Origin of the sequence: Fibrobacter sp. UWB2 (assembly GCF_002210425.1) — a bacterium.
GTDB lineage: Bacteria > Fibrobacterota > Fibrobacteria > Fibrobacterales > Fibrobacteraceae > Fibrobacter > Fibrobacter elongatus.
On the sequence record NZ_MWQK01000001.1, the window covers coordinates 300686 to 326072 of the forward strand.

General features: G+C 49.2%; 20 protein-coding genes and 1 riboswitch. Of the genes, 6 read left to right on the forward strand and 14 right to left on the reverse strand.

Going from position 1 to position 25387, the window contains the following annotated elements; all coding sequences use genetic code 11:
• The first annotated feature begins 84 nt into the window (after positions 1-84).
• Together dnaJ and B7982_RS01385 are read left to right on the forward strand one after the other, a co-directional pair.
• Complete coding sequence (gene dnaJ / locus B7982_RS01380; RefSeq protein WP_088659235.1) at positions 85-1227, forward strand: molecular chaperone DnaJ; 1143 nt, start codon at positions 85-87, stop codon at positions 1225-1227.
• 209 nt (positions 1228-1436) lie between these two features.
• Positions 1437-2024, forward strand: coding sequence for a flavodoxin family protein (locus B7982_RS01385; RefSeq protein ID WP_088659236.1), 588 nt, complete (start codon positions 1437-1439; stop codon positions 2022-2024).
• A 46-nt stretch (positions 2025-2070) separates the two neighbouring features.
• Here B7982_RS01385 and B7982_RS01390 read toward each other — a convergent pair whose 3' ends face one another.
• From B7982_RS01390 to thiE, 3 genes are all read right to left on the reverse strand, one after another.
• Positions 2071-4095, reverse strand: coding sequence for a glycoside hydrolase (locus tag B7982_RS01390; RefSeq protein WP_088659237.1), 2025 nt, complete (start codon positions 4093-4095; stop codon positions 2071-2073).
• A 198-nt stretch (positions 4096-4293) separates the two neighbouring features.
• Positions 4294-5118, reverse strand: a complete 825-nt coding sequence (locus tag B7982_RS01395) for a type III pantothenate kinase (RefSeq protein ID WP_088659238.1) — start codon at positions 5116-5118, stop codon at positions 4294-4296.
• 15 nt (positions 5119-5133) lie between these two features.
• On the reverse strand, positions 5134-5766 hold the full coding sequence (gene thiE / locus B7982_RS01400) for a thiamine phosphate synthase (RefSeq protein ID WP_088659239.1): 633 nt from the start codon (positions 5764-5766) through the stop codon (positions 5134-5136).
• A gap of 178 nt (positions 5767-5944) precedes the next feature.
• Here thiE and B7982_RS01405 point away from each other — a divergent pair, with 178 nt between their 5' ends.
• Complete coding sequence (locus tag B7982_RS01405; RefSeq protein WP_088659240.1) at positions 5945-6754, forward strand: type II secretion system protein; 810 nt, start codon at positions 5945-5947, stop codon at positions 6752-6754.
• Positions 6755-6827: 73 nt separating this feature from the next.
• Here the strand turns inward: B7982_RS01405 and thiH are convergent, their stop codons facing one another.
• From thiH to B7982_RS01445, 8 genes are all read right to left on the reverse strand, one after another.
• On the reverse strand, positions 6828-8090 hold the full coding sequence (thiH, locus tag B7982_RS01410) for a 2-iminoacetate synthase ThiH (RefSeq protein ID WP_088659241.1): 1263 nt from the start codon (positions 8088-8090) through the stop codon (positions 6828-6830).
• Between the two features lies 1 nt (position 8091).
• Complete coding sequence (locus tag B7982_RS01415; RefSeq protein WP_088659242.1) at positions 8092-8862, reverse strand: thiazole synthase; 771 nt, start codon at positions 8860-8862, stop codon at positions 8092-8094.
• A 16-nt stretch (positions 8863-8878) separates the two neighbouring features.
• Complete coding sequence (gene thiF / locus B7982_RS01420; protein WP_088659243.1) at positions 8879-9523, reverse strand: thiamine biosynthesis protein ThiF; 645 nt, start codon at positions 9521-9523, stop codon at positions 8879-8881.
• Positions 9523-9729 (reverse strand): sulfur carrier protein ThiS, encoded by a 207-nt coding sequence (thiS, locus tag B7982_RS01425; protein WP_014545015.1) that lies wholly within the window; start codon positions 9727-9729, stop codon positions 9523-9525. The genes thiF and thiS overlap by 1 nt, the downstream gene beginning before the upstream one ends.
• Positions 9720-9823: riboswitch (TPP riboswitch) on the reverse strand. (Overlaps the previous gene by 10 nt.)
• A gap of 115 nt (positions 9824-9938) precedes the next feature.
• Positions 9939-10247, reverse strand: coding sequence for a hypothetical protein (locus B7982_RS01430; protein WP_014545014.1), 309 nt, complete (start codon positions 10245-10247; stop codon positions 9939-9941).
• A gap of 75 nt (positions 10248-10322) precedes the next feature.
• Positions 10323-12221, reverse strand: a complete 1899-nt coding sequence (gene mnmG, locus B7982_RS01435) for a tRNA uridine-5-carboxymethylaminomethyl(34) synthesis enzyme MnmG (protein WP_088659244.1) — start codon at positions 12219-12221, stop codon at positions 10323-10325.
• Between the two features lie 128 nt (positions 12222-12349).
• Positions 12350-13669 (reverse strand): FKBP-type peptidyl-prolyl cis-trans isomerase N-terminal domain-containing protein, encoded by a 1320-nt coding sequence (locus B7982_RS01440; RefSeq protein WP_088659245.1) that lies wholly within the window; start codon positions 13667-13669, stop codon positions 12350-12352.
• Between the two features lie 74 nt (positions 13670-13743).
• The gene (locus B7982_RS01445; protein WP_088659537.1) at positions 13744-14862 is read right to left on the reverse strand and encodes a DUF2914 domain-containing protein; all 1119 of its coding nucleotides are present in this window, start codon (positions 14860-14862) and stop codon (positions 13744-13746) included.
• 68 nt (positions 14863-14930) lie between these two features.
• On the opposite strand from B7982_RS01445, the gene B7982_RS01450 reads away from it, so the two are divergent.
• Positions 14931-16625, forward strand: coding sequence for a proline--tRNA ligase (locus tag B7982_RS01450; protein WP_088659246.1), 1695 nt, complete (start codon positions 14931-14933; stop codon positions 16623-16625).
• A 122-nt stretch (positions 16626-16747) separates the two neighbouring features.
• Entirely contained in the window at positions 16748-18040 is a 1293-nt protein-coding gene (locus B7982_RS01455) for a PAS domain-containing protein (RefSeq protein WP_088659247.1), read from the forward strand.
• 9 nt (positions 18041-18049) lie between these two features.
• Here B7982_RS01455 and B7982_RS01460 read toward each other — a convergent pair whose 3' ends face one another.
• The 3 genes from B7982_RS01460 to B7982_RS01470 form a co-directional block, all read right to left on the reverse strand.
• Positions 18050-19087 (reverse strand): AgmX/PglI C-terminal domain-containing protein, encoded by a 1038-nt coding sequence (locus B7982_RS01460; protein WP_144065903.1) that lies wholly within the window; start codon positions 19085-19087, stop codon positions 18050-18052.
• Between the two features lie 126 nt (positions 19088-19213).
• On the reverse strand, positions 19214-21742 hold the full coding sequence (locus B7982_RS01465; RefSeq protein ID WP_088659249.1) for a GH36-type glycosyl hydrolase domain-containing protein: 2529 nt from the start codon (positions 21740-21742) through the stop codon (positions 19214-19216).
• A gap of 192 nt (positions 21743-21934) precedes the next feature.
• Entirely contained in the window at positions 21935-22531 is a 597-nt protein-coding gene (locus B7982_RS01470; RefSeq protein ID WP_014545006.1) for a PadR family transcriptional regulator, read from the reverse strand.
• 261 nt (positions 22532-22792) lie between these two features.
• On the opposite strand from B7982_RS01470, the gene B7982_RS01475 reads away from it, so the two are divergent.
• Positions 22793-25369: a response regulator gene (locus B7982_RS01475; protein ID WP_144065904.1), complete on the forward strand. Its 2577-nt coding sequence runs from the start codon at positions 22793-22795 to the stop codon at positions 25367-25369.
• The last annotated feature ends 18 nt before the right edge of the window (positions 25370-25387 follow it).

The following is a 25387-nucleotide window of genomic DNA, read 5'->3' on the forward strand; positions in this document are numbered from 1 at the left end:
TTCGCCTCTCAAAAGGGGGCAATCCTTTTGTTGTAAAATAACGATTTTTGATTTGTTATATGATGAGTTTGCCCGGAGGGCAAAATGGCTGAAAAACGAGATTATTACGAAGTTTTGGGCGTCGGCAAGGACGCGAGTGCTGACGAGATCAAGCACGCGTACAAGAAGCTTGCCATCAAGTACCACCCGGACAAGAATCCGGGCGACAAGGAAGCCGAAGAGAAGTTCAAGGAGGCTGCCGAGGCCTACGACGTGCTCAGCAACCCCGAAAAGCGTAAACAGTACGACCAGTTCGGCTTTAACGCCCCCGGTGGCGGTTTTGGTGGCGGCGGATTCGGCGGTCAGGGATTCAGTTTCGAGGATATTTTCTCGAACTTTGGCGATATTTTCGGTGGCGGATTCGGTGGTTTTGGCGGCAGCCGTCGTGGCGGTCGCAAGGCCGGGCCTCCGCGCGGAAACGATTTGCAGATCAAGGTGGCGCTCAGCTACAAGGAAATCTTCGAGGGCTGCACCAAGAAGGTTCGCCTGAAACGCTACACGCCGTGCACGGAATGTAACGGCAATGGCGGCCAGGACATCAAGGAATGCAGCACCTGCCATGGAACGGGTCGTGTGCGCCGCTCTACGGGCGGATTTTTCCAGATGATTACCGAGAGCGCCTGCCCCACCTGTAACGGCATGGGTGAAGTTATCGCGAAACCGTGTAGCAACTGCCATGGCGAAGGCCGTGTGCAGGAAACGGAAGAGATTTCCATCAAGATTCCGGCGGGCGTTGCCGAGGGCCAGTACCTGAACCTGCGCGGCGAAGGCAACTGCGGCCCCCGTGGCGGTGCCTGCGGCGACTTGCTGGTGGTGATTGCCGAAAAGCCCGATGACTTCTTCAGCCGCGAAGGCGACGACTTGCACTGCGAAGTCAAGGTGCCTATCCACAAACTGGTCCTTGGCGGGACTCAGCGCATTCCGACGCTTGACGGTAAAGAGGTGCAGATCAAGATTGCCGCTGGCACTCAGGCTGGCAGCGTTCTCCGTCTGCGCGATCAGGGCTTGTGGCCTCTCAAGAAACAGGGCGATCGCGGAAGCCTCTACGTGCAAATTGGCGTGGACATTCCGAAGGACATCTCCCGCGAAGAGAAAGAGCTTTACCAGAAGCTCGCTGAACTCCGCAAGGACAAGGAAACCGCCCAAGAAGAATCCTTCCTTGAAAAGATGAAGAATCTGTTCAAGTAAGGGCTTGTCATCCTGAGCGAAGTCGAAGGATCCAGTAATCTCCCGAACGTTCAAAAAAGCGTTCGGGATTTTTTATAGTAACACATTTCCGCTCCTTAGGTGTTTAATAAGTAAAAGCTTAGAAAGCACATGCAAAATATGTCATTGCGAACGTCGCAGAAGCGCGGCAATCTCGAATAGCTTTTATGAATTTATTAAGGAGTCCGAAATTGAAGTACGTTATTTTGAATGCAAGCCCTCGCCCGAATAGCAATATCAGCCAAATGCTTGGAATTGTTCGCAATGAACTGTTGGCCTGCGGCGACAGAGTCCTTTACATCGATGTTTGCAAATTGCAATTCCGCGCGTGCATCGGCTGTATGAAATGCCGTAGCACACATGACTGTGTTATGCCTAATGATGATGCCAAGCAAGTGCTACGACTCGTACAAGATTGCGATGCGCTAATTGTAGGTTCTCCGTGCTATTGGGGCAACATGACGGGGCAACTCAAAATGCTTTTTGACCGCTGGGTTTATGGCATGATGGACCATAGCGAAAGCGGCTATCCAATTCCGCTTCTCAAAGGCAAAAAGGCTGTCATTATCACCACCTGCTCTACCCCATGGCCGTTCAACATTTTATTCAAGCAATCTGCAGGTACTGTTCGTGCACTCAAGGAAGTTCTTTGCTGGAGCGGATTCAAGATTGCTGGCGTTCTGCAAAAAGGCGGCACACTCAAGAACAAAGAACTCACCTCACGTGAAATCGCCAAATGCCGTAGCTTTGCAAACAAGCTTCATCATAAGGAATCGTAAAGTTTAATGCAAAAAACAAATCCCCGCATTCGCGAGGATTTTTAAGTTAATTGAATTTTTTCTGATAAACGGTCTTCCCAGCGCTCTTGATTCGCACAATTAACGGCGTTTTCGCCAAGTGCGCGACAGGCACAACTGCAGAACCATCAATGGAGCGACGCATCAGGAGTACACCTTGCAAGTCGTGTATTGTGAGCTGTAGCGGCGCATTCACAGACAGCGAGGACATCCCAGACTTCCCGACATTCCACGCTGCATTCCCAGCGTTCACTAGCAGGTCTCCCCCGCTTCTCGTGACCGAAACTTTCGCAGCACTTTGCGCGACTCTCGAAGCAATTCGCGTTGTGCCAGGATTCGACTTTTCCGGTTCTACATACGGATGCTCCGGATCATCGACGATGACCTTGATGTCGACCGTACTTTCGCAGCCATACGGATTCACGTACGTTCCCGTGTAAATACCGCTACTTTGCCATTGCATATTCTTGAAGCGCACTTCACGACCCAAGTAATAGAAGTCATTCGGACCTTTCCACGTCCAGCGGCCGCCATCGTACGGATGCGGGCCAATCACAAGCGAATCGCCGGGATTCACCTTGACTTCGGTTGTCTCATTCCATCCGCCATCGTGAATCTTTGCATACGGAATAATTGAGCTAGCTTCGCATGCGCCGCCAGTTGCATTTTCAATGACCATAGTAACAATGGATTGCGCACCTGCAGTGACCGTAATTGCATTGTTCGTAACGTCAATATCAGAATCGGCTTTGAGCGCAGCCGGTAGCGTAAAGCGATGAACTTTAGCCTTCTTACCAATCGTCGTAAAATTGCTCAAGTCAAACGTGTATTTTGCATCGCTAGAGCCCGTATTCAGCACCACTAGCACAAGCGAGCTATCTTCGCGAATGGCGGCAAGTGTGTTGCTGTTGTCACTATCGATAAAGCGAGAACCCGGTCGAATTGCACGGCTAAACGCGGCGTGCATATAGAATCGCGGCGCATAAGAGAATGTCTGCTTCTTATGGTCAACAGCAATGGTGCGCCAGTTCTCGGCAGGGTCTGAAAGTTGCCAATCGACCCAAGCGCTCGCATGCATATCGCGGAGGTCATGCAATATCACATCCGCCATCCAAAGCGTAATATCGAGACTTCCACTGCGGTGGAGCGGTCCCGATTCGGATTGCCAAACGCGCTTGTCTGCGGCAAACGCTGCATTGTAAAGCTTTGCGCGGGAATCGTAACCGGAATAGCTATGCGTATTCACCTGGAACATGTAAGAACGTGCTTCGGCACTATAGCTATTGAAACGCGCCAAAGCGTCGCCAATGTTCGATTCGTCGGCCGCACTCACGGAAGTTGCAGGGAACAGACCTTTCGCTTTGAGAGCCTTGCCAAGCTCCACAATCATTTCAGATTGCTTGTTCTTGAAGCCGCAGCCTTCCTGATCGCCGTTAGCTTTCCACCAGCCTGCACTTGGCTCGTTGAACGGCTCAATCGTGCGGAATGTGATGCCCCATTCATCCTTGAAGTGCTTAGCGACTTCGGAGAGGTAATCGGCGAAATCGTCAAAGTAATCGGACTTGAGATTGTCGGCGCCATTGACACCGCCCGAAACACAACCGCTATTTGTCATCCACCACGGAGGGGAATTCGAGAACGCTTCGAAAATCGGGTCTTTCGCCATTTTTGCAAGAGCAAATGCGATGTTGCGCTGGTTCGGATCTGCCGTCCAGTCGTAATCGCCTTTTTCCGTTGGCTTGTAGCCGGGAACCGCGGCTCCCCCATCGCCCTTGGTCAAATGGTTATGACCGGGCTGATCGCCTCCACCGATGTTGTAGCGGAAAATATTGTAGCCAAGACCCGTGTCCGGATCGGCCACGGCACCCAAAAGTTTTGTGTAGTTCGCCTTGTCCCAACCACCGGCGAGTTCTGCCCACCAACAAAGACTTGTCCCCCAGCCTTCAAAAAGCTGGTATTTTTTGCCCGGATCCACAACGACCTTCGTCTGGGCCTGGGCGGCACCGCAAGCGAGTGCAGCAGCTGTTGCAACAAAAATCAATTTACTCTTCAATTTCTCAACCCCATGTCTCGGCGCATTTCAAAGTGCGTAGTTCATTACTCTCTAAAAATCCATTATTTTATGGAAAAACGGATACCCCAATACAAAAAATTATTGACTAATTGTCATTTTCCAGTCCACACGAAAAAAGAACCCGCTTCGCAAGGAGGCGGGCTCTCGATACACCATCTACAATTTTCACTAAAGAGATTATTCTTCTGCATCCTTGTCGATGACTTCGGCCGCAGAATCCCCGCGAAGGGCCACCAGGCGAATGCCGTCAAGCGTCAGGTAAGGATCGTAAGTATCGATAATCTTGGTATGGCTTGCAATCGTGCGACCCCAACCACCCGTTGCAAAAACAGGGATGTTCTTTTTGCCCATTTCCTGTTTAATTTTGGCAACTAGAGTTTCAAGTTCTGCCATGAAGCCGAACAAAAGACCTGCTCGGATAGCGTCATCGGTGTTATTGGCGATGAGGTGCTTTGGCCATTCAATGCTCACCGGTAAGAGTCTTGCCGCTTTTTGCGTAAGGACATCAAGGCTTGCGCTAATGCCCGGAATAATGATGCCGCCCGCAAAACCGCCATCTTTCATTACGTCAAACGTCGTTGCTGTACCCATGTCAATCACAATGGCATCTGTGTATCCGCGTTCCTTGAGGGCAATGACATTGCAAAGACGGTCGGCACCAAGCGTGCTCGGGTTCGGGTATGCAATCGGGCAATTGAGGCAGTTCGAAGAACTCACCACCTGCACCGGGCGCTTCAAAAGCGTCTGCAGGGCTTTGACCCACGGACGTTCAAGCGATGGCACCACAGTCGAAAGCCCAACGTGCGTTACGGATTCAAGCTTGATTTTCGAAAGATGAATGAGGCCTCCCACACGGTTCATCACTTCGTCAGAAGTCGTTTCTTTGCGGGTGGTAAGTCTCCAGTGATCGACAACTTTGTCGCCCTTGTAAATGCCGAGGACGGTGTGCGAGTTGCCTACATCGACTACAAACGACAAGGAGTGCTTTAAATTCTTTTTCATCGGGAATAAAAATAGCTATTTATTCAAATTCAAAAATGCGTCTTTCAGTTCACGCGTTGCTTTTTCTGGATCAGGCGCTTTCATAATGGCAGATACTGCGCAAATGCCCGAGATCCCAGAGTCCTTGAGAACATCGATATTATCCTTGTTGAGCCCGCCAATGGCGTTTACGTTGATTGGCACGGCCTTTACAATGGCCTTGAGCGTATCGACACTGGTGAGGATTGTTACCACCTTTGTCGTTGTCGGGTAAATTGCACCGACTCCCAAATAATCGGCGCCCTGTTCGTATGCTTCCAATGCCTGCGGAACAGTCTTTGTCGTCGCTCCAATTATCTTGTCTGCACCCATCAACTTACGTGCGATTTTTACCGGCATATCCGTCTGCCCGACATGCACTCCTTCTGCATCAATGGAGAGCGCCACATCGACACGGTCATCGATGATAAGCGGAATGTTGTAACGCTTTGTTACTTCGTGTGTAGCTTGCGCTAGTTCCATGTATTCGCGTGTGGAACGATTCTTTTCACGAAGCTGGATCAGCGTTGCTCCACCTTTGCAAGCCGCCTCTACAGTAGGCAAAAAACGTTCTGTGGGCACGCTAGTGCTATCCGTAATGAAATAGAGCGTAGTATCAAGATTTTTCATGTTTTTAAAGGTAGAAAAAAATGCTCTAGTTTGGAATAGAACACCTTAAAGCTTGAAATCTGTGCGATTTCTCACGTTTATTACATTTTTATCACAGAAATATGTCGCAGGTCGTTTTAGTTATCTATTTTTATAAAAAACCGGGACGAAAAGTCCTACAGACATATGGAGCGATACTATGAAACCGATGAATTCAAAGAGGGGTATTACCCTCATGGAGCTTATGGTGGTTATCGCAATTATGGGCATCCTCTCCACCGTAGCAGTACCTAAGCTCTTCGGGGCAGGCGAAAAGGCTCGCGAAAAAATTGACCTGATGAAGCTTTATGACCTCAGAAACGCTATCAACTTAGCGCTTATTGAGGATATTGGAGCTATGGAAACTTACGATCCTGTTTATGGCGTCGATAGAGCCAGTTTGTCAAACCGCCTTAATACGGCGCTTGCTTCTGATGCGGGTGCAACTTTATTTGTGATGGAATTGCACCAAAATTATTCAATGAACGTACAAGGAAGTCATGGTGAGGCTAATGACAAATACACATACAAAGATTCAAAAGGAAAAAGCTATACAATCAATCTTAACGTGTGCCAAATGATTGGTGATGCCGGTACATTCTATTCTGCACTTAAGCAGGCGAACTTTGATGGTGTTGCCGAAATTATTGCAGCAAGACTATCAAATAACGTTAATAACTACAAGAATGGAGGCGATACGTACACGGCTTATCAGTATAAAAGCTCTAGAGGTACTTTTTACCGCACGACGCCCAAAAAACAGCTATTCCAAAGTAAAGCTCTTAACATAGGACCGATTGACGACAACACTCGTTATACGTTGAATATTCGTTGGACGAGTCCTGATGATCCTTATTCTGTTGAAGTCTTTCTTAGTCCAAATAAAGGTACATGGGAAACGGCTTATATGTCAGACAACGGAACGTGTTTCTCGACCTATGGCAGCAGAGGATGTTCGAAGAAGAATTAATTAAGAAATGCCTCGGATAATTCCGAGGCATTTTTCTTTTTAATAGTTCGTTAAGAAAAGCGCCGACGATGCTTTACACGTACAAGTAATCGTTCAGCACGGGTTGCATACCTTCGCTGCTCATGTCGGCGTACATCTTGTCGATGCTGCGGCCGTCATTGATTTCGAACTGTTCGTCGCCGCCTTTCCCATCATCGTGACCACTGTATTTGCTTTCGTGGTCGCCGATGCCGGTAGAGACGCCTGCGGAAATCTTCGTGGCGGCAATTTTCACGATGCCATTGCGGAATTCCTTGCTTTCGCGGCTAGATACTGTGATGCCCACGAACGGGAGGAAGATGCGGTAGGCGCAAAGCACCTGGCAGAGTTCCTTTTCGTGAACGTCAAGCGGGCTGATTTTTTCGTTGTTCACAATCGGACGGAGACGCGGACAGCTGAGGCTCATTTCGGCATGCGGATACTTCTTTTGTAAGTAGTAAACGTGCAGGGCACTGGCGAGAGCGTCACGGCGGAAGTCCGAAAGTCCAAGAAGTGCCGAAAATCCGCAGCCGCGCATGCCACCCATGAGGGCGCGTTCCTGAGAATCAAAGCGGTACGGGAACACGCGCTTGTGACCAAGCAAGTGAAGTTGTTCGTAACGCTTGCGGTCATACGTTTCCTGGAATACCGTCACGTAATCGACACCGCATTCATGCAGATACTTGTATTCGTCGACATTTACCGGGTAAACTTCAACGCCTACGAGTTTGAAGTACTTGCGGGCAAGCTTGCAAGCTTCACCGATGTATTCGACACTGCTTTTGGCGCGGCTTTCGCCTGTGAGCAACAAGACTTCTTCCATGCCACTGTCGGCGATGACCTTCATCTCGTGCTCAATCTGTTCCATGTTCAACTGCATACGCTTGATGTGATTGTAGCAGTTGAAACCGCAATAGACGCAGTAGTTTTCGCAATAGTTCGCGATGTAGAGCGGCGTAAAGAGATAAACGTTGTTGCCGAAATGGCGGCCTGTCTCAATCTTAGCCTTGGCAGCCATCTGTTCGAGGAACGGAGCTGCAGCAGGAGAAAGCAAAGCCTTGAAATCTTCAATAGAGCAAGTGTCGTGCTGCAAGGCGAATTGCACATCGCGTGCGGTGTACTTGGAAGCATCATAGCTTTCAAATGCATCAAGAACCTTGTCGCGAATGTCGGAGTGAATCACTTCCATTCCCGGCAAGTATTCCATGATGTCCGTACGGACAGACGGATCCGTTTCAATTCTGTGCTTGCGTTCTAGAGCCGCCGGCGAGAGATTTCCAGAATCAAAAAAGTAATTGTTGTCTTTGCGTTCAGCCATCTTAATCCCTCAAGAATCCTGTAAGCGGATCGGATGCCGATGCACCACGGGAAAGCACTCGGCCAAGCCCGGCGAGGTAAGCCTTGCGGCCCGCTTCAATGGCGAGCTTGAATGCAGATGCCATCTGCGTAATGTCGCCCGCTGTTGCAAGAGCGGTATTTGCCATAATGGCGGCTGCGCCCATTTCCATGGCAGCACAAGCTTCGGACGGTTTACCGATGCCAGCATCCACGATAATCGGGAGTTCAATTTCGTCAATCAAAATTTGGATAAATTCTTTTGTGCAAAGTCCCTTGTTCGAACCAATCGGCGATGCAAGCGGCATCACGGCGGCAGCACCGGCATTCACGAGGTCGCGAGCCACGTTCAAATCCGGGTACATGTAAGGCATCACCACAAAGCCTTCCTTTGCAAGCGTTTCGGTGGCCTTGATCGTTTCGGCATTGTCCGGGAGCAAGTACTTGGTATCGCGCATGATTTCGATTTTCACGAAGTCGCCGCAACCGAGTTCACGGGAGAGTCTTGCGATGCGGACTGCTTCTTCGGCATTGCGGGCGCCCGATGTGTTCGGCAAAAGCGTGACGTTTTTCGGAATGTAGTCGAGGATGTTTTCGTGTTCCTTCGTGTTTGCACGGCGAACGGCAAGCGTTACAATTTGAGCGCCCGCATCCTTGACCGCAGCTTCAATGAGCTTGAGGGAATACTTTCCAGAACCGAGAATAAAACGAGAATCAAATTCATGACCGCCAATAACAAGTTTGTCAGAATTCATTTGCATGTCCTTTATGTTAAACTTCTAGACCGGCAATAATCCGGATAATCGTGAGCGCCTCATGCGCTGCGCAAATCTGCACGCGAGGAGCGAGGAGTGCAAGTCCTTGAGTCACGTCGCTCTTGCCATCGCCACAGAGGTAAAAATGTTTTGAAATCTTACGCGTCTTGATAGAATTCGCATCATCCGTGCCAGCCATTCCAGAGGCGGCAACGAGATACTTTTGCGGATACTTCTCAAGCACAGCGTTTACAAGCATCGACTTTGTTTCGGGATTGTCGAACGCTTCGCATACAACATCGGCATTTGCCACGAACTTGTCGATGTTTTCTTCCGTGATTTTTTCATCGTACGCTTCAAGCTTTGTGTAAGGTGCTATTTCTTTCAAATTTTCGACGAGTGCAAACGCTTTAGGCTCTCCGACTTGAGATGCCTTGTACTGCTGGCGTTGCAAGTTCGTCACGTCAACACGGTCAAAATCCACGAGAATGAGCTTCTTGATGCCTGCGCGAGCGAGATTGATGGCGACGTTTGAGCCGAGTCCACCTACACCACAGATGGCAACTGTGGCCTGTTCCAATTTTTGAACAATTTCTTCGCCTTGCTTTTGTACGAGTGCGCGTCGGAACTCTTCCCTGCTCGGGATTCGAACGCTTTCCATCACCCGCCTCCAACAAAGTTCACAACTTCGACGACATCCCCCGCTTCGAGGACGACCTCAGCATACTTTGATTTGGGGACGATTTCCAAATTGCGCTCAACGGCGATGCGCTTTGTATCGTAATTTGCGGACGCCAAATATTCGGCAATGGTCATGCCTGCCGCTGCGACGTTTTCACCGTTGATTTTGACTGGATTTGAGTTCAATGGAACCTCCCTACGTTGGCATTATCCAAATCAGGTTCGGTCGAAGTTTTCAACTTCCTCTCAGCCCGTTTTACGAGCTCCCGTAAGCGTCATAAAATTAACTATTGGAGATGTATTTGGCAACTAACTTGGGGCTTTGCCACGCTTTTTCTAAAAGCAAAAATGCTCCGCAAGCGCGGAGCATTTTCAAAAGATTTTGAGAAGTAAGATTACTTGTCCTTAGCAAATTTCTTAGAGGCGGCCTTGACCTTCGGATCGTTCTGAGCGTCCTTGATCTTCTGCTTGATACCATCTTCGATGGACTTCTTGAGCTTTGCAGCAAGGTTGGGGAAACGATCTTCCAGGGAATCACTAAAGACAGCCGGCTTCTTTGCAGCAGCAGGAGCACCACCCTTGCGCTTGCCGTTGAACGGGCGCTTTTTCTTGGACGGAGCCTTCTTTACTTGAGATTTTTCTTGGGATTTTGTTTCCTGAGGCTTAACTTCTTCTGTGGATTTGACTTCTGCTTCTTCTGCCATATATATACCTCTTGGAAAATTGTTTAAGTTGACGGGCGCAAAGATAGTAAAAAATCGGGAAAAAGCAAGTGAGGGCTAGTGATTCTCCAGCCAATGCGCGAGGACGGTGATGTCGGCGGGGCGCACTCCGGGCACGCGGCTAGCTTGCCCAAGCGTTAGCGGCTTGTGGGCGTTGAGGCGCTGGCGGCTTTCAATGCTGATAGCCGTAATGGACATGTAATCGAAGTCCGGCGAGAGCTTGACCTTTTCCATCTTCTTCTGGTCGTCAATTTCGCGTTCCTGGCGGTCAAAGAAACCGGCATAGAGCTCTTCGGCATACATGTACCACTGGTCACGGCGCGTGATTTTAGCATCCGGTGCAGCCACCTTGAAGAAGGTTTCGGGGTCGATTCCCGGACGGCGGAGCACGTTAATCCAGCGGGTGCGTTCGGAGGCAAGAGCCTGACCGCCCGCTTCAAGAATCGTATTCGCTTCTTCCGGCGTTGCAGATGTTTCCGTAAATTGCGTCTTGAGGCTTGCCATAAGGTCGCGGCGGCGAGTCCAGTCTTCCCAATCGCGGTCGCTGATCATGCCAATCTTGCGGGCCTTTTCCTTGAGGCGCATTTCGGCATTGTCACTGCGGAGGAACAGACGGTATTCGGCACGGCTAGTGAACATGCGGTACGGTTCATCGAGCAGAATATTCACGAGATCATCGACCATCACGCCGAGATAGCTTTCGGAGCGCCCGAGAATGAACGGTTCCTCGCCCTTGACCTTAAGCGCTGCGTTGATGCCGGCCATAAGGCCCTGCCCCGCAGCTTCTTCGTAACCGCTTGTGCCGCAGACCTGACCTGCAAAATAGAGTCCCGGAACATTTTTGCATTCGAACGTCGGGTAAAGTTGTGTGGCATCGACGGAATCGTATTCCACAGCGTAACCGATCTGGAGCACTTTCGCGCGGGTAAGGCCTGGAATCGTGTGGATGGCCGCAAGCTGGATGTCTGCCGGCAAGCTAGAGCTGAAACCGTTGATGTACACACGCCCGATGTCAGCCTGTTCCGGTTCGAGGAACAGCTGGTGCCCGTCGCGGTCGCCAAAACGGTTGATTTTATCTTCGATACTCGGGCAGTAGCGCGGGCCCTTGCCGTGGATACGGCCGCTGAACATCGGGCTATCCTTGAAGCCACTGCGCAGAATATCGTGCGTCTTGATGTTCGTGCGCGTAATCCAGCAGACGCAATCATTGCGGATAAACTTGTTAATCTGGTCACCCCAGAACTTATCAGGCGTTGCTCCGTCAAAATGGCGGTCGCTCATCGGCCACGGATGCTCGTCGCCGTGCTGCACGTCGCATTCGTTAAAGTCAATAGAATCTGGATCCAAGCGGCTCGGCGTGCCTGTTTTTAGGCGGCGCAGACGGATGCCGTTCTTGGCCAAACATTCCGAGAGTTTGTCTGCACTCGGCTCGCCCACTCGCCCACCAATGCTCGTTTCAAGCCCGGTGAACATCTTGGAGGCAAGGAACGTTCCGCTCGTCACCACAATCGCACGAGTGATATAGCGGTCGCCATTCAAAAGTATCAGTTCCAGGCGACCGTCGTTCATACGTTCAAACGATGCAAGTTCGCCTTGAATCAGCGTGAGTCCCGGCAAACTTTCCATCGTCTCGCGGGCAACTTCGCTGTAATACTTCATATCGCACTGTGCTCGCGGTCCCCAAACTGCAGGGCCCTTGCTCATGTTGAGCATGCGGAACTGGATGCCCGCCTTGTCGGTCAAAAGCCCCATGAGGCCGCCGAGAGCATCGATATCGCGAACAATTTGGCCTTTAGCAACGCCACCGACTGCCGGGTTGCACGACATTCTGCCAATTGCGTTCAAATCCATCGTAAGCATGGCGGTTTTGACACCAATCTTCCATGCTGCATGCGTGGCTTCAATACCGGCGTGACCGCCACCGACAACGACAACATCAAATTCTGCGATAATCATGCGCCAAATTTAAAAAATAACGGGCAATACGGCTATAGAAAAACGTACTATAAAAAGGAACACATCCCGCAATGCGAGATGTGTTCAAAGGCGATGCCGAAACAATGTCTGGCACAAGAAAATTTGGCTTACTTCTTGGCCTTAGCGGACTTGGCGTCCTTCTTGGCTTCCTGCTTTGCTTCAGTAGCCTTGACGGAATCAGCTGCCGGCTTCTTGACTTCGATCTTCCATTCAACGTTCTTGCCGTTGAGGAGTTCAGCGATTTCCTTCTTCAAGTCTTCCTTTTCCTTTTCGAAGGCGGCATACTGCTTGTAAGTGCCGTTCGGGTTCACGAGGTAGACCTTCGGAACGTAGCCATCGCTGTAGAGTTCACCGAACTGACGGGATTCGTCCCAAACAACGCTAATCGTTTCGTCGAACTTGGCGTCGTCGATAAAGCGACGGATACCCGGCTTGTTGTTGCCACCGCTAGCGATAGAAACAGTCGTGAGGCCCTTCTGTGCAAATTCCTTTGCAATTTCGAGAATCTGCGGAGCAGCGTGAGCGCAGTGACCGCAAGTTGCAGAGAAGTAGAACATGAGGAGCGGCTTACCAGCAAAATCGCTCAAGTCTTCGCTCTTCACCGTAATACCGGAAGCCTTTACCTTGAAGTTCATCTTGGCCGGCATACCGTTTGCAAGCGTATCGCCACGGAGAGAAGCGACCTCGGCCTTGAGCTTTTCTTCTTCGGCCTGCTGCTTCTTGGTCATTTCTTCACGAATCGTCTTCAATTTTTCGTTAAAGCGGTCACCAACGGCCTTGAGGGTATCTTCCGGGAGCGTCAAAGCAGACGTTGTATCGCGAAGCTTCTTACCGGCATCGCGAATGCCGAGCACAAAGTATTCGCCATCGAAATCGGTCTGGAACTGGCGACCAATGCTATAGAACTGGTTACCAAACTGGACACCGACGAGGTAGGAGAACTTCTGCTGTTCAGAAGCGTTGGCCTGGAGCGTGACCTTTTCATTTTTGACAGCCGGAGCTGCATTGATCGGCAAAGCCTTGCGGAGGGAATCAATAAGAGCGCGGCGCTGTTCGTCACTTAAATCCTTGGCGGTAGAATCCGGCTGCGTCTTGAAGTAACGTTCACGCATATTGCCCTGGATACGTCTGCTAACAGCGGCGAGAGTATCCTGCGGAAGCTGGAGCTTGGCGGTTGTGTCGTTCAAGTTAGCAAGAGCATCGCGGAAACCCTGGACTGTAGCATCTTCATCAATGCCTTCACCAGTTTGCCAAGGGAGATTCGAAAAGTTCTGGAGGCCGAACTGGGCACCAAGCATGTATGCAAATTTCTGGTCGTCTGCAGAATCCGGTGTGATAGCGGCAGATTTTGCAATCGGTTTCTGGGCTTCACCGCAAGCAACTAGGGCTAGGGCTGCAGCACCAAGAGCAATCTTTTTCAGTTTCATCTTTTTAGACTCCTAAGTCAAAAAAATCTTTAGGAATGCACCCATTCCTATTTTGCGTCTTAATATACATATTTTTAGCGTAGGGAATCACGGACAAAACCATTTTTAGGCATTCCTTCGAGCACTTTAAACGAAGTCGAGCCGATAACAGCCCCATCCTTATATGCTGTTTCTACGCGATAATCCCCCGTCGGTATATTTTTCTTTTTGGAATAGCTGCGATACCCAGCATCTCGCCCACCGCGAATGACCATCCTGCTTGACGAAATCTTGTCCGTCAATTTAAACTTTCCGGTGGAAGGTTCTTTGTAGTACCATCGGAATTCAACAGGAGCTTTGAGTTCTGCCGGTCCGTAAACAGAGGACATAAAGTAAATTTCATCCCCATCGTCTTTATGGATTGTAGCTTTGGAAAAACCATTTCGCTGCCAAAAACTGAGCCTATCCGCATCACACGAGTATGTTTCGTTGTCAAAATTTTTACACACAACCTGTTGTTTTACAATTAGGGGCACTGGAGGAATCCAGTTGGCGATATACGCAACGGATAAGATGACGCTTATGGATATAGGCGCAACTAGAGTCCTTTTATGGCGCTCTGATTTAAACCAAAGTAAATAACATATTCCTGCAGAAATGATTGTACTTAAAAAGAACCAGAACGCCCCCATCTCGTGAGCCAAGTGCGGAATTAAAAAGTTGAAGAACATTGTTCCGAGCAAACAAAAGAACGCAAGGCTGACTCCAAATTTTTCGTATTTCTGTTTCAGGAATTCATTGCCCACAAGGAGCGCAACTAGGAATAAGACGATGGTAAATGACGCTATGGAACCAGAACTTTTGAAATAGCAAATGACTAGCGCACTGTAAAGGTTCCCAAAGCAAAATTGCACGGCCCAGGTCAATCGGTCTATCCAAGACGAAGGCCATTCGCGATTTAAGACTCTGCTGAAAAAAGATGATTCGACTTCGGTTTTATCTTCTTCATGGACTACGCTTTTTGTCGCAATGAAAAATATCGAGACTAGAGCAACCAAATAATAAAATGACAATAGGATTAAGTCCCTTCCGTAAACTTTGTGTCCTATGGTCATCGAATCCCAGCTGAACCCGCCCAAAAAAGCAATCGCCGGGATGAACTTTTCGATTTTTTGCACTGCGGCTTTTTCCCGCAAATGGTTTAAAAATTCCATGACCGAAAAATACAAAAAATACGAGATTTAGCTAAATTTAAGCCGTAAAATTTTAAAAGGCAAAAACAATGAAACTCTCCAAGTACTTTTACGTCACGCTCCGCGAAACGCCGAGCGATGCCACCATGCCCTCCCACATCTTCCTTATGCGCGGCGGCTATATCAAGCCTGTTTCTACCGGTATCTATTCCATGATGCCGATTGGTTACCGCGTCATCCAGAAGATCGTAAATATCATCCGCGAAGAAATGAACAAGATTGGCGGTATCGAAGTGGACTTGCCGGTGGTGCAGACCGCTGAACTTTGGAGCGAATCTGGCCGTTACCAGGCTATTGGCGAAGAACTCCTCCGCTTCAAGGACCGCAACAACCACAACATGGTGCTCGCCATGACGCACGAAGAAGCCATGACCGACCTCGTGCGCTACGTGCTCAACAGCTACAAGCAGCTCCCGGTGATGCTCTACCAGTTCAAGACCAAGTACCGTGACGAAGCCCGTGCCCGTGGCGGTCTTATCCGCGTCCGCGAATTCTTGATGAAGGATGCCTACAGTTTCCACACCAGCCAGGAAGACCTCGACCGTCACTACCAGGAAGAATACGATGCCTACCTCCGCATCTACCGTCGCGTGGGCATTGAACCGGTGGTGGTGCAGAGCGATACGGGTATCATGGGCGGTAAGGTCGCTCACGAATTCATGCTCGATACTCCAAACGGCGAAGACTACTTGATTCTCTGCAAGAAGTGCGGCTACCAGGCCAACCGCGAAATCGCAAAGTTTCAGCGCGTGCCGTTCAAGGGCGACGAAAATGCCGCTCTCGAAAAGGTCGCTACTCCGAACAGCGAAAGCATCGAAGAAATCACCAAGTTCCTGAACGTTCCGGCAGAATCTACAGCCAAGTGCGTGTTCTTCGATTTCGAAGGCAAGCTCATCACGGTCGTGGTTCCGGGCAACCTCGACGTTTCCGAAATCAAGCTCCACAACCTCTTGAAGGCCAAGGAACTCTATCCGGCAGAAGACAGCCTCATCAAATCTTGCGGCATGGTTCCGGGCTTTGCATCTCCGATCAATTCTCACGACACCCGCATCATCGTGGACGAAGCCATCGCAGATTCCTTCGATCTCGTCACGGGCGCAAACGAAGAAGGCTTCCACTTCAAGCATTGCAACCCGAAGCGCGACTTCCCGAAATTCGAAGTGGCCGACATCGCCGAAGCTTCCGAAGTCTGCAAGTGCCCCTGCTGCGGTGAACTCCTCACCGAAACTCGCGGCATCGAAATGGGTAACATCTTCAAGCTCGGTACCAAGTTCTCTGAATCCATGGGCGCCAAGTTCCTCACCGCCGAAAAGACGACTGCTCCGGCGATCATGGGCTGCTACGGCATCGGCGTGGGCCGCTTGATGGCATCCGTCGTGGAAAACAGCCACGATGACTTCGGACCGATTTGGCCCAAGTCCATCGCTCCGTTCCAGGTGGAAATCGTACCGATCGGCAAGGAAGCAGAACTCATGGAACTTGCAGAAAAGTTCGAAAAGGAACTCGAAGCTGCCGGCATCGACGTGCTCGTCGACGATCGCGACGAACGTCCGGGCGTGAAGTTCAAGGACGCTGACCTCTGGGGTTCTCCGGTGCGTATCGCCATCGGCAAGAAGGGCCTCGCTAACGGCGAAGTTGAATGGAAGTTCCGCAACGAAAAGCAGTTCACCATGGTCAAGGTCGAAGACGTCATCGCCAAGGCCAAGGCATACTTCGCTGAGTAAACGTGTCATTCCCGCCTTGAGCGGGAATCTCCTTTTTTAAAAATTGCAAGCCTGCTTTACAAGCAGGCTTTTTTCTTTGCTCTATTGCCCCATCCCTGTAAAATTGATTATCTTATAAATATATGATGAACTCTATTGACTGGTCTGTGGGCTGGTGCTATGTCTGCACCGTGCTCTTGCTTTTTTTGATTGTCACCATTTTGCTGTTGCTCGACTACTGGAAAAGGCAAAAGCTTTATACGCTTTTCGCGGGCAACCTCGGTGAGTTCATCGTTGTGCTCTCGGACAAGTTTGAATTTATCAGTTCGCTTCCGCAGTTCATGTCGGACCCGCTCTTTGACAATTTGAGCAAGGACCGCTTGTTCCGAGATATTCTTCCGCCGAAGGACTGGGCTCGTCTCAAGCTTTACTTTGACGATATCGACAAGCACCCCGAAATGCCGTTCATGTTCTCGTACAAGCGTGATGACGGCACCATGCTCTGGTTCGAAATGCGCTGCCAGCACCAACGCCTTTCGATGGACGAGTCTCGTTACATCTGCTTGATTAAGAACATTTCTAACACGGTCGAAAACCAGCATCGTTTGGATGAAGCCGAAACAAAGCTCAAATCGCTCTTGCGCAACACGGGTGACTTCCTGTGGAAATTCGATTTCGAAAGCCGTCAGCTCTTTTTGCTCACGCCGATGATGGATGATGACTATCGCGACGTCCCGCGCTCTGGAGGTGTGATTGACATTGAATCGCTCATGCCAGAAGACGACTTCAAGTTGCTCGAACGCGTGATGAACGAATGCATGATGAAAGCCGGTGGCGAAGCCGCCTATGACGACAAAGGCCACTTGCTCGACGAACAGAGCCAGCTCAATCGCCTCGCCAATGAAAACGCACGTTTTGGAACGCTCAAGATTCGTTGCTGGAACAGCGAAAAGAACCTCGTGTGGTACGACTTCCGTGGACACCTCGCCCCCGATGACGAAGACCGCATCGTGATGATGGGTTCTGCACGCCGCGTTGAAACATCTCCTGAAATTCCGTTCCTCATGAAGAGCGGCGTCGAAGAATCTCTAATAAATTCATTTTTCAATTTTCCGAATATTGGTATTTTCTGGGTCGATCGCAACTTCACTATTCTCGGATGCAACAACGCTTTTGCAACAGACAGCGGTTTTGCAAGCACCGACGAAGTCGTCAATCAATCTTTGAAAGATGTCATCTCCGTCAAGTACCTCCCCTATTACGATTCCATGATCAAGGACGTATTTGACAACGGCTCCCCCAAAAGTTGGAAAGGCAAGTTTGACGATAGCGATTTGATTTGCACCATCAATGTCGTGCCGATGCTCAAGTCGCTCCTCAAGTCCGGCTATACCGTGAGCCGCGTACTGTGCATCTACATGCGAATCTCGGGATAAGACGTTATCTTATTTATACTCTGAAACATTTTTAAAGAATGTTATCGGGAATGTGACGACTTCGATTGATTTCAACTTCGGGAAATACCATCTGCATAAAGCTCTCTTGATCTCGTCATCAAAATCTTTATTGCCGGTGTTCGAGGATTGAATTTCAATTTTTTGAACAGAGCCATCTAAACCAATATTCAGCTGAAAAACTATAGTTCCGCTAAAATCAGGATCGACATCGTCTTGATTATTCTTTTGGCATGATATTGCGCGATTTCTGTTTAAATGTTTGTTATAAATGTGATGCAATCCAGGGGTCCGTATGCGAAAGACTTTTAAAATCGGAGCTTTATCATATATAACCCCATTAGATATTTTTAATTCGTCACCCGTCGGGGCGTTTACTGCACTATTCACTTTTGTTTTAAGCATTACTGGAGAGCCGTCAAGAATCCCAGCAAGTCTATCATGATAAAAGTCAAATGACAGCGAAACAATGTTTTTACCAACATCTTTAAAACGAGTCTGCATCAGATGTTCCGCAATTTTCTTTTTAAATGTTTTGCTGGCTTTATTATCAACCTTATCAAATTCTACCTTATCAACAAAACCGTTCTTATTTATGAAAATGTCTACAGTTAAAAAAAGATGATTCCATTGCTCGTGAACATCCTTCTTGTAAAATGAATCATAAGTTTCAAACAAAGCGTTTGATTTTTCACGAAGGATATCGGCAATTTTCTCTACATCATCGTTATAGACGCTGTCGTCAATTAGAACAGCTCTTGATACTTTTATTTCAACACCATTTGCACTAAATTGAGTTTGATCAAACCTGTAAATTGGATTTGAAACATTGTTGCTATTTGGAGTTTCGTTCTGCAGTTCTTTTACATTATCAATAACTTTTTGTTCTTCATACGAAGAAACACTAGGCTTGTCATCAACTATTGAGGATTTATCCGCATTCTTATCGGCGTCGCTGCAACTTGCCCACAACACCGATGTTGCTAGAATCGCAAACTTACGCAAATAATTTCTAAAAGACTTCGCCATAATTTATATATACAAAATCTATGGATCAAAAAAACACCAGCCTCGTAAGAGACTGGCGCTTTTGAAATGTTCAAGATTCTCCGAGAAGGAGGTGCCCGCTCGATGGCGGGCATGACACCGGGTAAATTAACCCAATGTCACTTCGACCTTGTGGATTCCCTTCGTAAAGATCGGAGCGACGTTGGAATCGATTTCCTGACCGTCGACAACCATCTTTGCGACGCCCTTGCAGACGTGATCCGGGTTCTTCACCGTGATCTGGTAAGTAGCACCGCGGAACTTACGGGTAGCTTCGAAGCCATTCCATGCGCTCGGAATGCAAGGATCGACAACGAGACCGTTGAAACTTGCGCGGATACCGAGGATGAACTGCGTTGCAGCCTGGTAAGTCCAAGTAGAAGTACCGGAGAGCCATGCGTTACGGCCCATACCGAACTGCTTGTGTTCGTCACCGAGGATGTTCTGCGGATAGCAGTACGGTTCAGATTCGAACACGTCGAGGATGCCGTTCTTGGAAGCCGGGTTGATCTGGTTGTAGTACTGGAATGCGTTGTCGCCACGGCCGAGGATCGTTTCGGCGATCATCACCCACGGGTTCGTGTGGAGGAAGATACCGCCGTTTTCCTTTGCTCCAGGAGGATAGGTGGAGATGCCTCCGACAGCCGGTTCAAAGCCACGGTAACCCGGAGTAGAGCTCTTCACACCGTACTTGGTGTTGAGAAGCTTGTTCAAGCTGTCCATGCCCTGCACTGCGCGGTCGCCGAAAGCGATGCCAGCGATGACCGGCCAGGACTGGCCGTTGCAGTAAATCTTGCCGTACTTGGCAGAAGAAACGCCGTAGCCGTTGCCGTCCTTGTCAAACCAACGAGTCCACCACTTGCCATCCCAAGCGCTGTCGTTGAATGCCTTCTTGACATCTTCGTACCAGCCCTTGTACATTTCAACGGCTTCCTTGTCGCCGAGAGCTTCTTCAATGCCCATCATTTCGAGCAAAGCCTTTGCGTACAAAGCTGTGTTGAACGTAGATTCTGCACCGAGCGGGAGGTTCATGCAGTCGTTCCAGTCGGCAAAGCCGAGGAGCGGGAGGTTGTGCTGACCGAGGTGTTCGCGAGTGAACTTGAGAGCGCGCTTCAAGTGTTCGAGGACAGTGCCCTTCGGACGTTCAGCATGCTTCTTGCCTGCAACGTAGAACGGAATTTCTTCGTTGAGGAGGTCCATCTTGCCGGTTTCCTTGAGGTAGGTAGCGACAGTGAGGACGATCCAGAGGTGGTCATCGCCGTACCAGTCAGCGTATGCCGGATTGCCGTTAGCGTCGAGAACGCCAGCCTTTTCGCGGGAGTCACCGGCGTTAGCTTCGTTACCCGTGTCTTCAGCAAGGGCGAGCGGAGCGTACTGGTGCATAGCGTTACCTTCCGGACGCTGCACGGAGATGAGGTTCTTGGTGAGAACGAGAGCTTCTTCAGGCATGTGGCTCATGACGCCCATGAGGTCCTGAGTAGAGTCACGGTAACCGATACCGCGGCTGGTGCCGTAGCCCAACTGATAGAGGGACAGGTAGCGGCTCCAGTTCTTGGTGGTGTGGCACTGACGCGGGTTGTGCACGTTCACCATCGTGTTGAAAGATGCATCCGGGGTCTTGACCTGGATCGTGGAGAGGTAGTTTTCCCAGAACTTTGCGAGTTCGTCGAAAGCCTTGTCGACGTTCTTCAAGTCACGGTACTTCTTGATAGCCTTGGCTGCAACCTTGAGGCTCTGTTCCTGACCGAGCTGGGTGCAGGTACGGAAAGTCTTCTTGGCAGCGATCTTGCCAGCGTGGATCATGAGAGCAGCGATGTTGTCGCCACGGTCGCATTCGCTATTAGCAAGTTCCTTGTTCTGGAGGCTGAGCGGATTTGCCCAGGAACCCATTTCGTTCTGGCCGAGGAATACGCGGCGGTCGCCATCGAAGGAACCAACCTTGCAGTCAGCAGTAACGTAGTTCACGGCGTAGTCGCGCTTCATGTAAGCGTACTGTTCCAAAACGACGTGGCCGTCCTTTTCCCAGTGGCCCTTGAGGGTCATGGTCTGCGGAACCCAGTCGGCGTTCGTGAGCTGCTTTTCAGCTTCGAAGTGGCTGAATTCATAAACCGGGATGATGTCCACTTCCTTAGCGCCACCGGCAATGTTCGTTACCTGGATGTCCTGGAGGAGAGTGTTGGAGCCCGTCGGGACGAAAATCGTGACCTGCACGCGGAGGCCGTAAACTTCGGCAATCCAGCGCATGTAGGAAAGACCCACGTGGCATTCCCACTTGTCGAGTTTGACGAGAGTCGGAACGTAGAACGGGGAGAAAATCTTGTAGTTCTTGCCATCCTTGATACGGATGTAAATAGTGCTGGCCTTGAAGTCAGAGCACGGCATCTGTGCAATGTACTTGGTGATACGGTTGAGTGCCGGGTCGCCTTTGCAAACGAGAGTGCCGCCGGTCGTATCGACGATACCGCCGAAGTTAAGAGTACCGACGTAGTTGCACCACTTGATCGGGGTAGCCGGGGTGGTGAGCACGTATTCTTTTGCAGCGTCATCAAAGTAGCCATATTTCGGGGCAGCGGCCTTTGCGGGCTTCTTTGCCGGGGCCTTCTTTGCAGCGCTCTTCTTCACTGTTTTTGTAGCCATTTTATCTCCGTTAGAGAGGGGGTGTTATAAAAAGTGATTAGTGGCTGGTGATTCACGGTTAGTAACCGTCATCAGAAACCGTTAAAACTTTTGCGGGGTAAATTTAGAAATTAGTTAGTAATAGCAAGTAGGAGATAGGAAGTGAAAAGACGAAAAACGTCTACTTCCTACCGTCTAGAGTTTACTAAAAAATTACTCATCAAACTTTTCGAAATCACGGTTACCGAAATTGATATAGAAGTATCCGCCGAGTTTCTTGCTGCGGACCGGGTCGCGCAAAATGCCGATAGCGGCACGCACGTACTTGAGTTCCACCAAGATGTGGTCACGGCTCATGCAGTTGAGGAACGGGCCTTCGGGGTAAAGCGTCGGGCGCGGTTCTTCGGCAATCATTTTTTCAAGATTTTCGATTTCCTGAACCAGTCTACGTTCATGTACTTCGAGCGTGCGGATAACTTCCTTGTTTTCGGCACCGTAAAGGAAAGCAAAACCAAGCGTACGAGGATCGTCGTTGAATCCGGTCAAATGCTTCAGGACTTCTTTGCGAAGGACTTCCCTACCCTTGTCCGTGATGTTAAACACCATGCGTTCCGGGCGGTTTCCGTCGCGTTCGGAATGACCGACAATGCATTCGTTCTTTTCAAGCGTTATCAGTCTGTTATAAACGGTCGAAGTGCTAATCTTCGCCCAGCGGTCAAGTTCTCTGTCACGAATTTCCGTGATGATATCGTACCCACTGCGTTCGTGCTCCAGAATGAGGCCGAGCAATACAAGATCGTAACGGTTCATTTATATTCCTTGATTTTGCTAGTATTCCAAATTGGAATAATTGACTTAACAGAAAACTACATTTTTTTCGCAAAAAAAATAGCCCGTTTTAAAAAAATCAGAAAAAAATTGATTTACATCCCAAAAAAGACATTTTTAGTCGCTATTTTCGTATGAGATTCGTCACTCAGAAGGGTGGATTGCCATTTTTTGCGCATTTACGTTCTCTATTTATTGTATTTGTTTATATTATTATTGATAAAAGTACGATTGGGGAGCAATGTGCAGAGTATCCAAAAAGTAAATAAGAAGAGCAATCGCCTTAAATATTCAATTATAAGGTTTGCGCCCCTTATCCTCGTTGTCTATTTGGTCATCGAGGCTTTTACTGCATTTCAGGAAGAAGATAAAAGAGCGGTCACGGCACGTAATAGGGATTACATCAAGGATATTACCCTAGCCATGGCCAACAAGCTAGACGACATTTTCACGAACTCGCTCAAGTCCATCGAAGCCCTCACAAAAATCAGTTCTGACAATATCAAAAATGACGAAATAGATGTCGTTTATCTTGCCGAACTCGAAAAGATGGGACAGTTCGACCACCTGCGGTTCACGAATACGCAAGGCATAACGCAAAACTCATCTGGCGAGAAGATTTATTCTGGCGACAAGTGGTACTTTACCGAGGGCATGAAGGGCACAAGCGGCATATTTGTCTTAATGCCGACGAACTCTTCCATGGCGTTTATCGTCTTCTATGCGCCCGTATTCCAGAACGGCAAAATTGTCGGCATCCTCTCCTCGTCGTATGACGAAAACACCATCAAGAGATTTCTGGACTACAAGGTCTACGGCGCACACGCCTCTGCTGGCATCGTGAACACCGACGGCGTCAGCCTTATCGCCTTGGAGTCCATGAAAATCCAGCTAACTTCGATCCAAGGTCTCCCCCGTTACAATTTCAAAAGCTTCCTCTACACTTCGCAGTTTGATGAAGTAAACCGCAATAGAATCATCCGCGCCTACACGATGCGAATGCCGTCGGACTACGAATTTCAAGGAGAAACAGATGACATTCAAGGCTACATCGCTCCGCTCCACACGATTCCTTTGAGCGTCTATTCGAACTTTCCGACCGAAGCGGCCAATAGCCTTTATTCCATGGGATTAAAGGCCGGTCGAATGTTGCAGTTTCTGCTCGTTATCATATTTGCGGGCTACATTATCTACTTGTTGATTGTCCAACTCATCATCAGACGTCACGAAGCGCGCCTAAACCGTTTGGCCAATTACATCGCTAAAGCAGAAAACGCCATCGCAAGGGCGATGATTTTTGTCGATGCCGAAAAAGGAACTTTTGAAGACCTCTCTTCTATGCCGATGCCGTTCCCGAAAAAAGGAATCTTGGACAATCTCGTTGAAGGATTTATCCAGTTCAACGACGACATGCAGAACGGCGATGACTTTAGAATGTTTTTCAACGTCACCATAAAGGAACGTAAGGTTTTGAACTACATTCCCAGTGTTGTTTTCTGTAGCACAAAACCTGATGGGAAGAAAGAATACATAGCAATGGTCTACATTCCTGTTGACGTTAAGAAAAATGTTGTCTACAAAGGAATTATTTTATTCAGAAACATCACGACTGAAAAATCGAAGGAGCTCGAGGCAAACCGCAAGCTTTCGCAAGCCTTGGCCACCGCCCGCGAAGCAAGCAACGCGAAGACGACATTCCTGTTCAACATGTCCCACGACATTCGCACTCCGATGAATGCGGTCACAGGCTTTACGGCTATGGCCAAAAAGCACATCGATGAACCAGAAATGGTCAAGGAATATCTTGAAAAAATTGACATCGCCGGAAAGCAGCTTTTGTCGCTTGTGAACCAGGTGCTCGAAATGTCGCGCATTGAATCTGGCAAGATTGTCCTGAAGGAACAGAAAAGCGATATCGGAAACGTGATTACGGCATTGATGACGACTTATGGCACTCATGCTGAATCCAAAGGAATCAAGTTTACCGCAACAATTGCAAATGTGGAGCACAGGTTTGTTTCTGTCGACAGCGACCGCATTAACCAGATTATGGCAAACATCATCGGGAACGCCATCAAGTACACGCTTGAAGGCGGAAGCATCGACTGCGTCGTGAACGAGCATATATGCGACCGGAAAGGCTATGGACTTTATACCATGGTCGTTGAAGATACGGGTATCGGCATGGCTCCCGAATTTTTGGAACACATTTACGATGAATTTGCTCGCGAAAGTTCTACCACGGTCAGCCATATTCAGGGGACCGGCCTCGGTATGACCATCGTCAAGAAGTTGACGGACCTGATGGGCGGTACGGTCAAGATCGAATCTGAAAAGGGCAAGGGCACTAAGATCACAGTTTCTATCCCCATGAAATGGTGCGAGGACATTGTTCCTGATGCAATCGACCAAAAAAACGTGGAGACCCATTCTCTCAAGGGCATGAAAGTACTTCTCGTCGAGGATAACGAGATGAATCGAGAAATTGCAGAAGAACTCCTGACTGAACAAGGGATAATTGTCGACATGGCCGAAGATGGCGACATCGCCGTTGATAAACTAAACAAGGCTGCCCCCGGTGATTATGACCTCATTTTGATGGATGTCCAGATGCCCCGCATGAACGGTTACGAGGCGACAAAGGCCATCCGCAAACTGGATAATCCGCAAAAAGCAAGCATTCCCATTATCGCCATGACGGCAAATGCTTTTGAAGAAGACAAGAAAAACGCTTTCGATGCAGGTATGAACGGGCACTTGGCAAAGCCGATTGACGCACAAAAGTTAATCCAAACGCTCACGAATTTCAGATTGAACTGACAAAGTATCAAAAAAATT

Coding starts and splice junctions, on each gene's coding strand:
- B7982_RS01465 (WP_088659249.1), bottom strand. CDS start 21,742: ATGGCTACAAAAACAGTGAAGAAGAGCGCTGCAAAGAAGGCCCCGGCA.
- B7982_RS01460 (WP_144065903.1), bottom strand. CDS start 19,087: ATGGCGAAGTCTTTTAGAAATTATTTGCGTAAGTTTGCGATTCTAGCA.
- thiH (WP_088659241.1), bottom strand. CDS start 8,090: ATGGCTGAACGCAAAGACAACAATTACTTTTTTGATTCTGGAAATCTC.
- B7982_RS01440 (WP_088659245.1), bottom strand. CDS start 13,669: ATGAAACTGAAAAAGATTGCTCTTGGTGCTGCAGCCCTAGCCCTAGTT.
- B7982_RS01455 (WP_088659247.1), top strand. CDS start 16,748: ATGATGAACTCTATTGACTGGTCTGTGGGCTGGTGCTATGTCTGCACC.
- B7982_RS01450 (WP_088659246.1), top strand. CDS start 14,931: ATGAAACTCTCCAAGTACTTTTACGTCACGCTCCGCGAAACGCCGAGC.
- B7982_RS01395 (WP_088659238.1), bottom strand. CDS start 5,118: ATGAAAAAGAATTTAAAGCACTCCTTGTCGTTTGTAGTCGATGTAGGC.
- B7982_RS01405 (WP_088659240.1), top strand. CDS start 5,945: ATGAAACCGATGAATTCAAAGAGGGGTATTACCCTCATGGAGCTTATG.
- B7982_RS01470 (WP_014545006.1), bottom strand. CDS start 22,531: ATGAACCGTTACGATCTTGTATTGCTCGGCCTCATTCTGGAGCACGAA.
- thiE (WP_088659239.1), bottom strand. CDS start 5,766: ATGAAAAATCTTGATACTACGCTCTATTTCATTACGGATAGCACTAGC.
- mnmG (WP_088659244.1), bottom strand. CDS start 12,221: ATGATTATCGCAGAATTTGATGTTGTCGTTGTCGGTGGCGGTCACGCC.
- dnaJ (WP_088659235.1), top strand. CDS start 85: ATGGCTGAAAAACGAGATTATTACGAAGTTTTGGGCGTCGGCAAGGAC.
- thiF (WP_088659243.1), bottom strand. CDS start 9,523: ATGGAAAGCGTTCGAATCCCGAGCAGGGAAGAGTTCCGACGCGCACTC.
- B7982_RS01445 (WP_088659537.1), bottom strand. CDS start 14,862: ATGGAATTTTTAAACCATTTGCGGGAAAAAGCCGCAGTGCAAAAAATC.
- B7982_RS01415 (WP_088659242.1), bottom strand. CDS start 8,862: ATGAATTCTGACAAACTTGTTATTGGCGGTCATGAATTTGATTCTCGT.
- B7982_RS01430 (WP_014545014.1), bottom strand. CDS start 10,247: ATGGCAGAAGAAGCAGAAGTCAAATCCACAGAAGAAGTTAAGCCTCAG.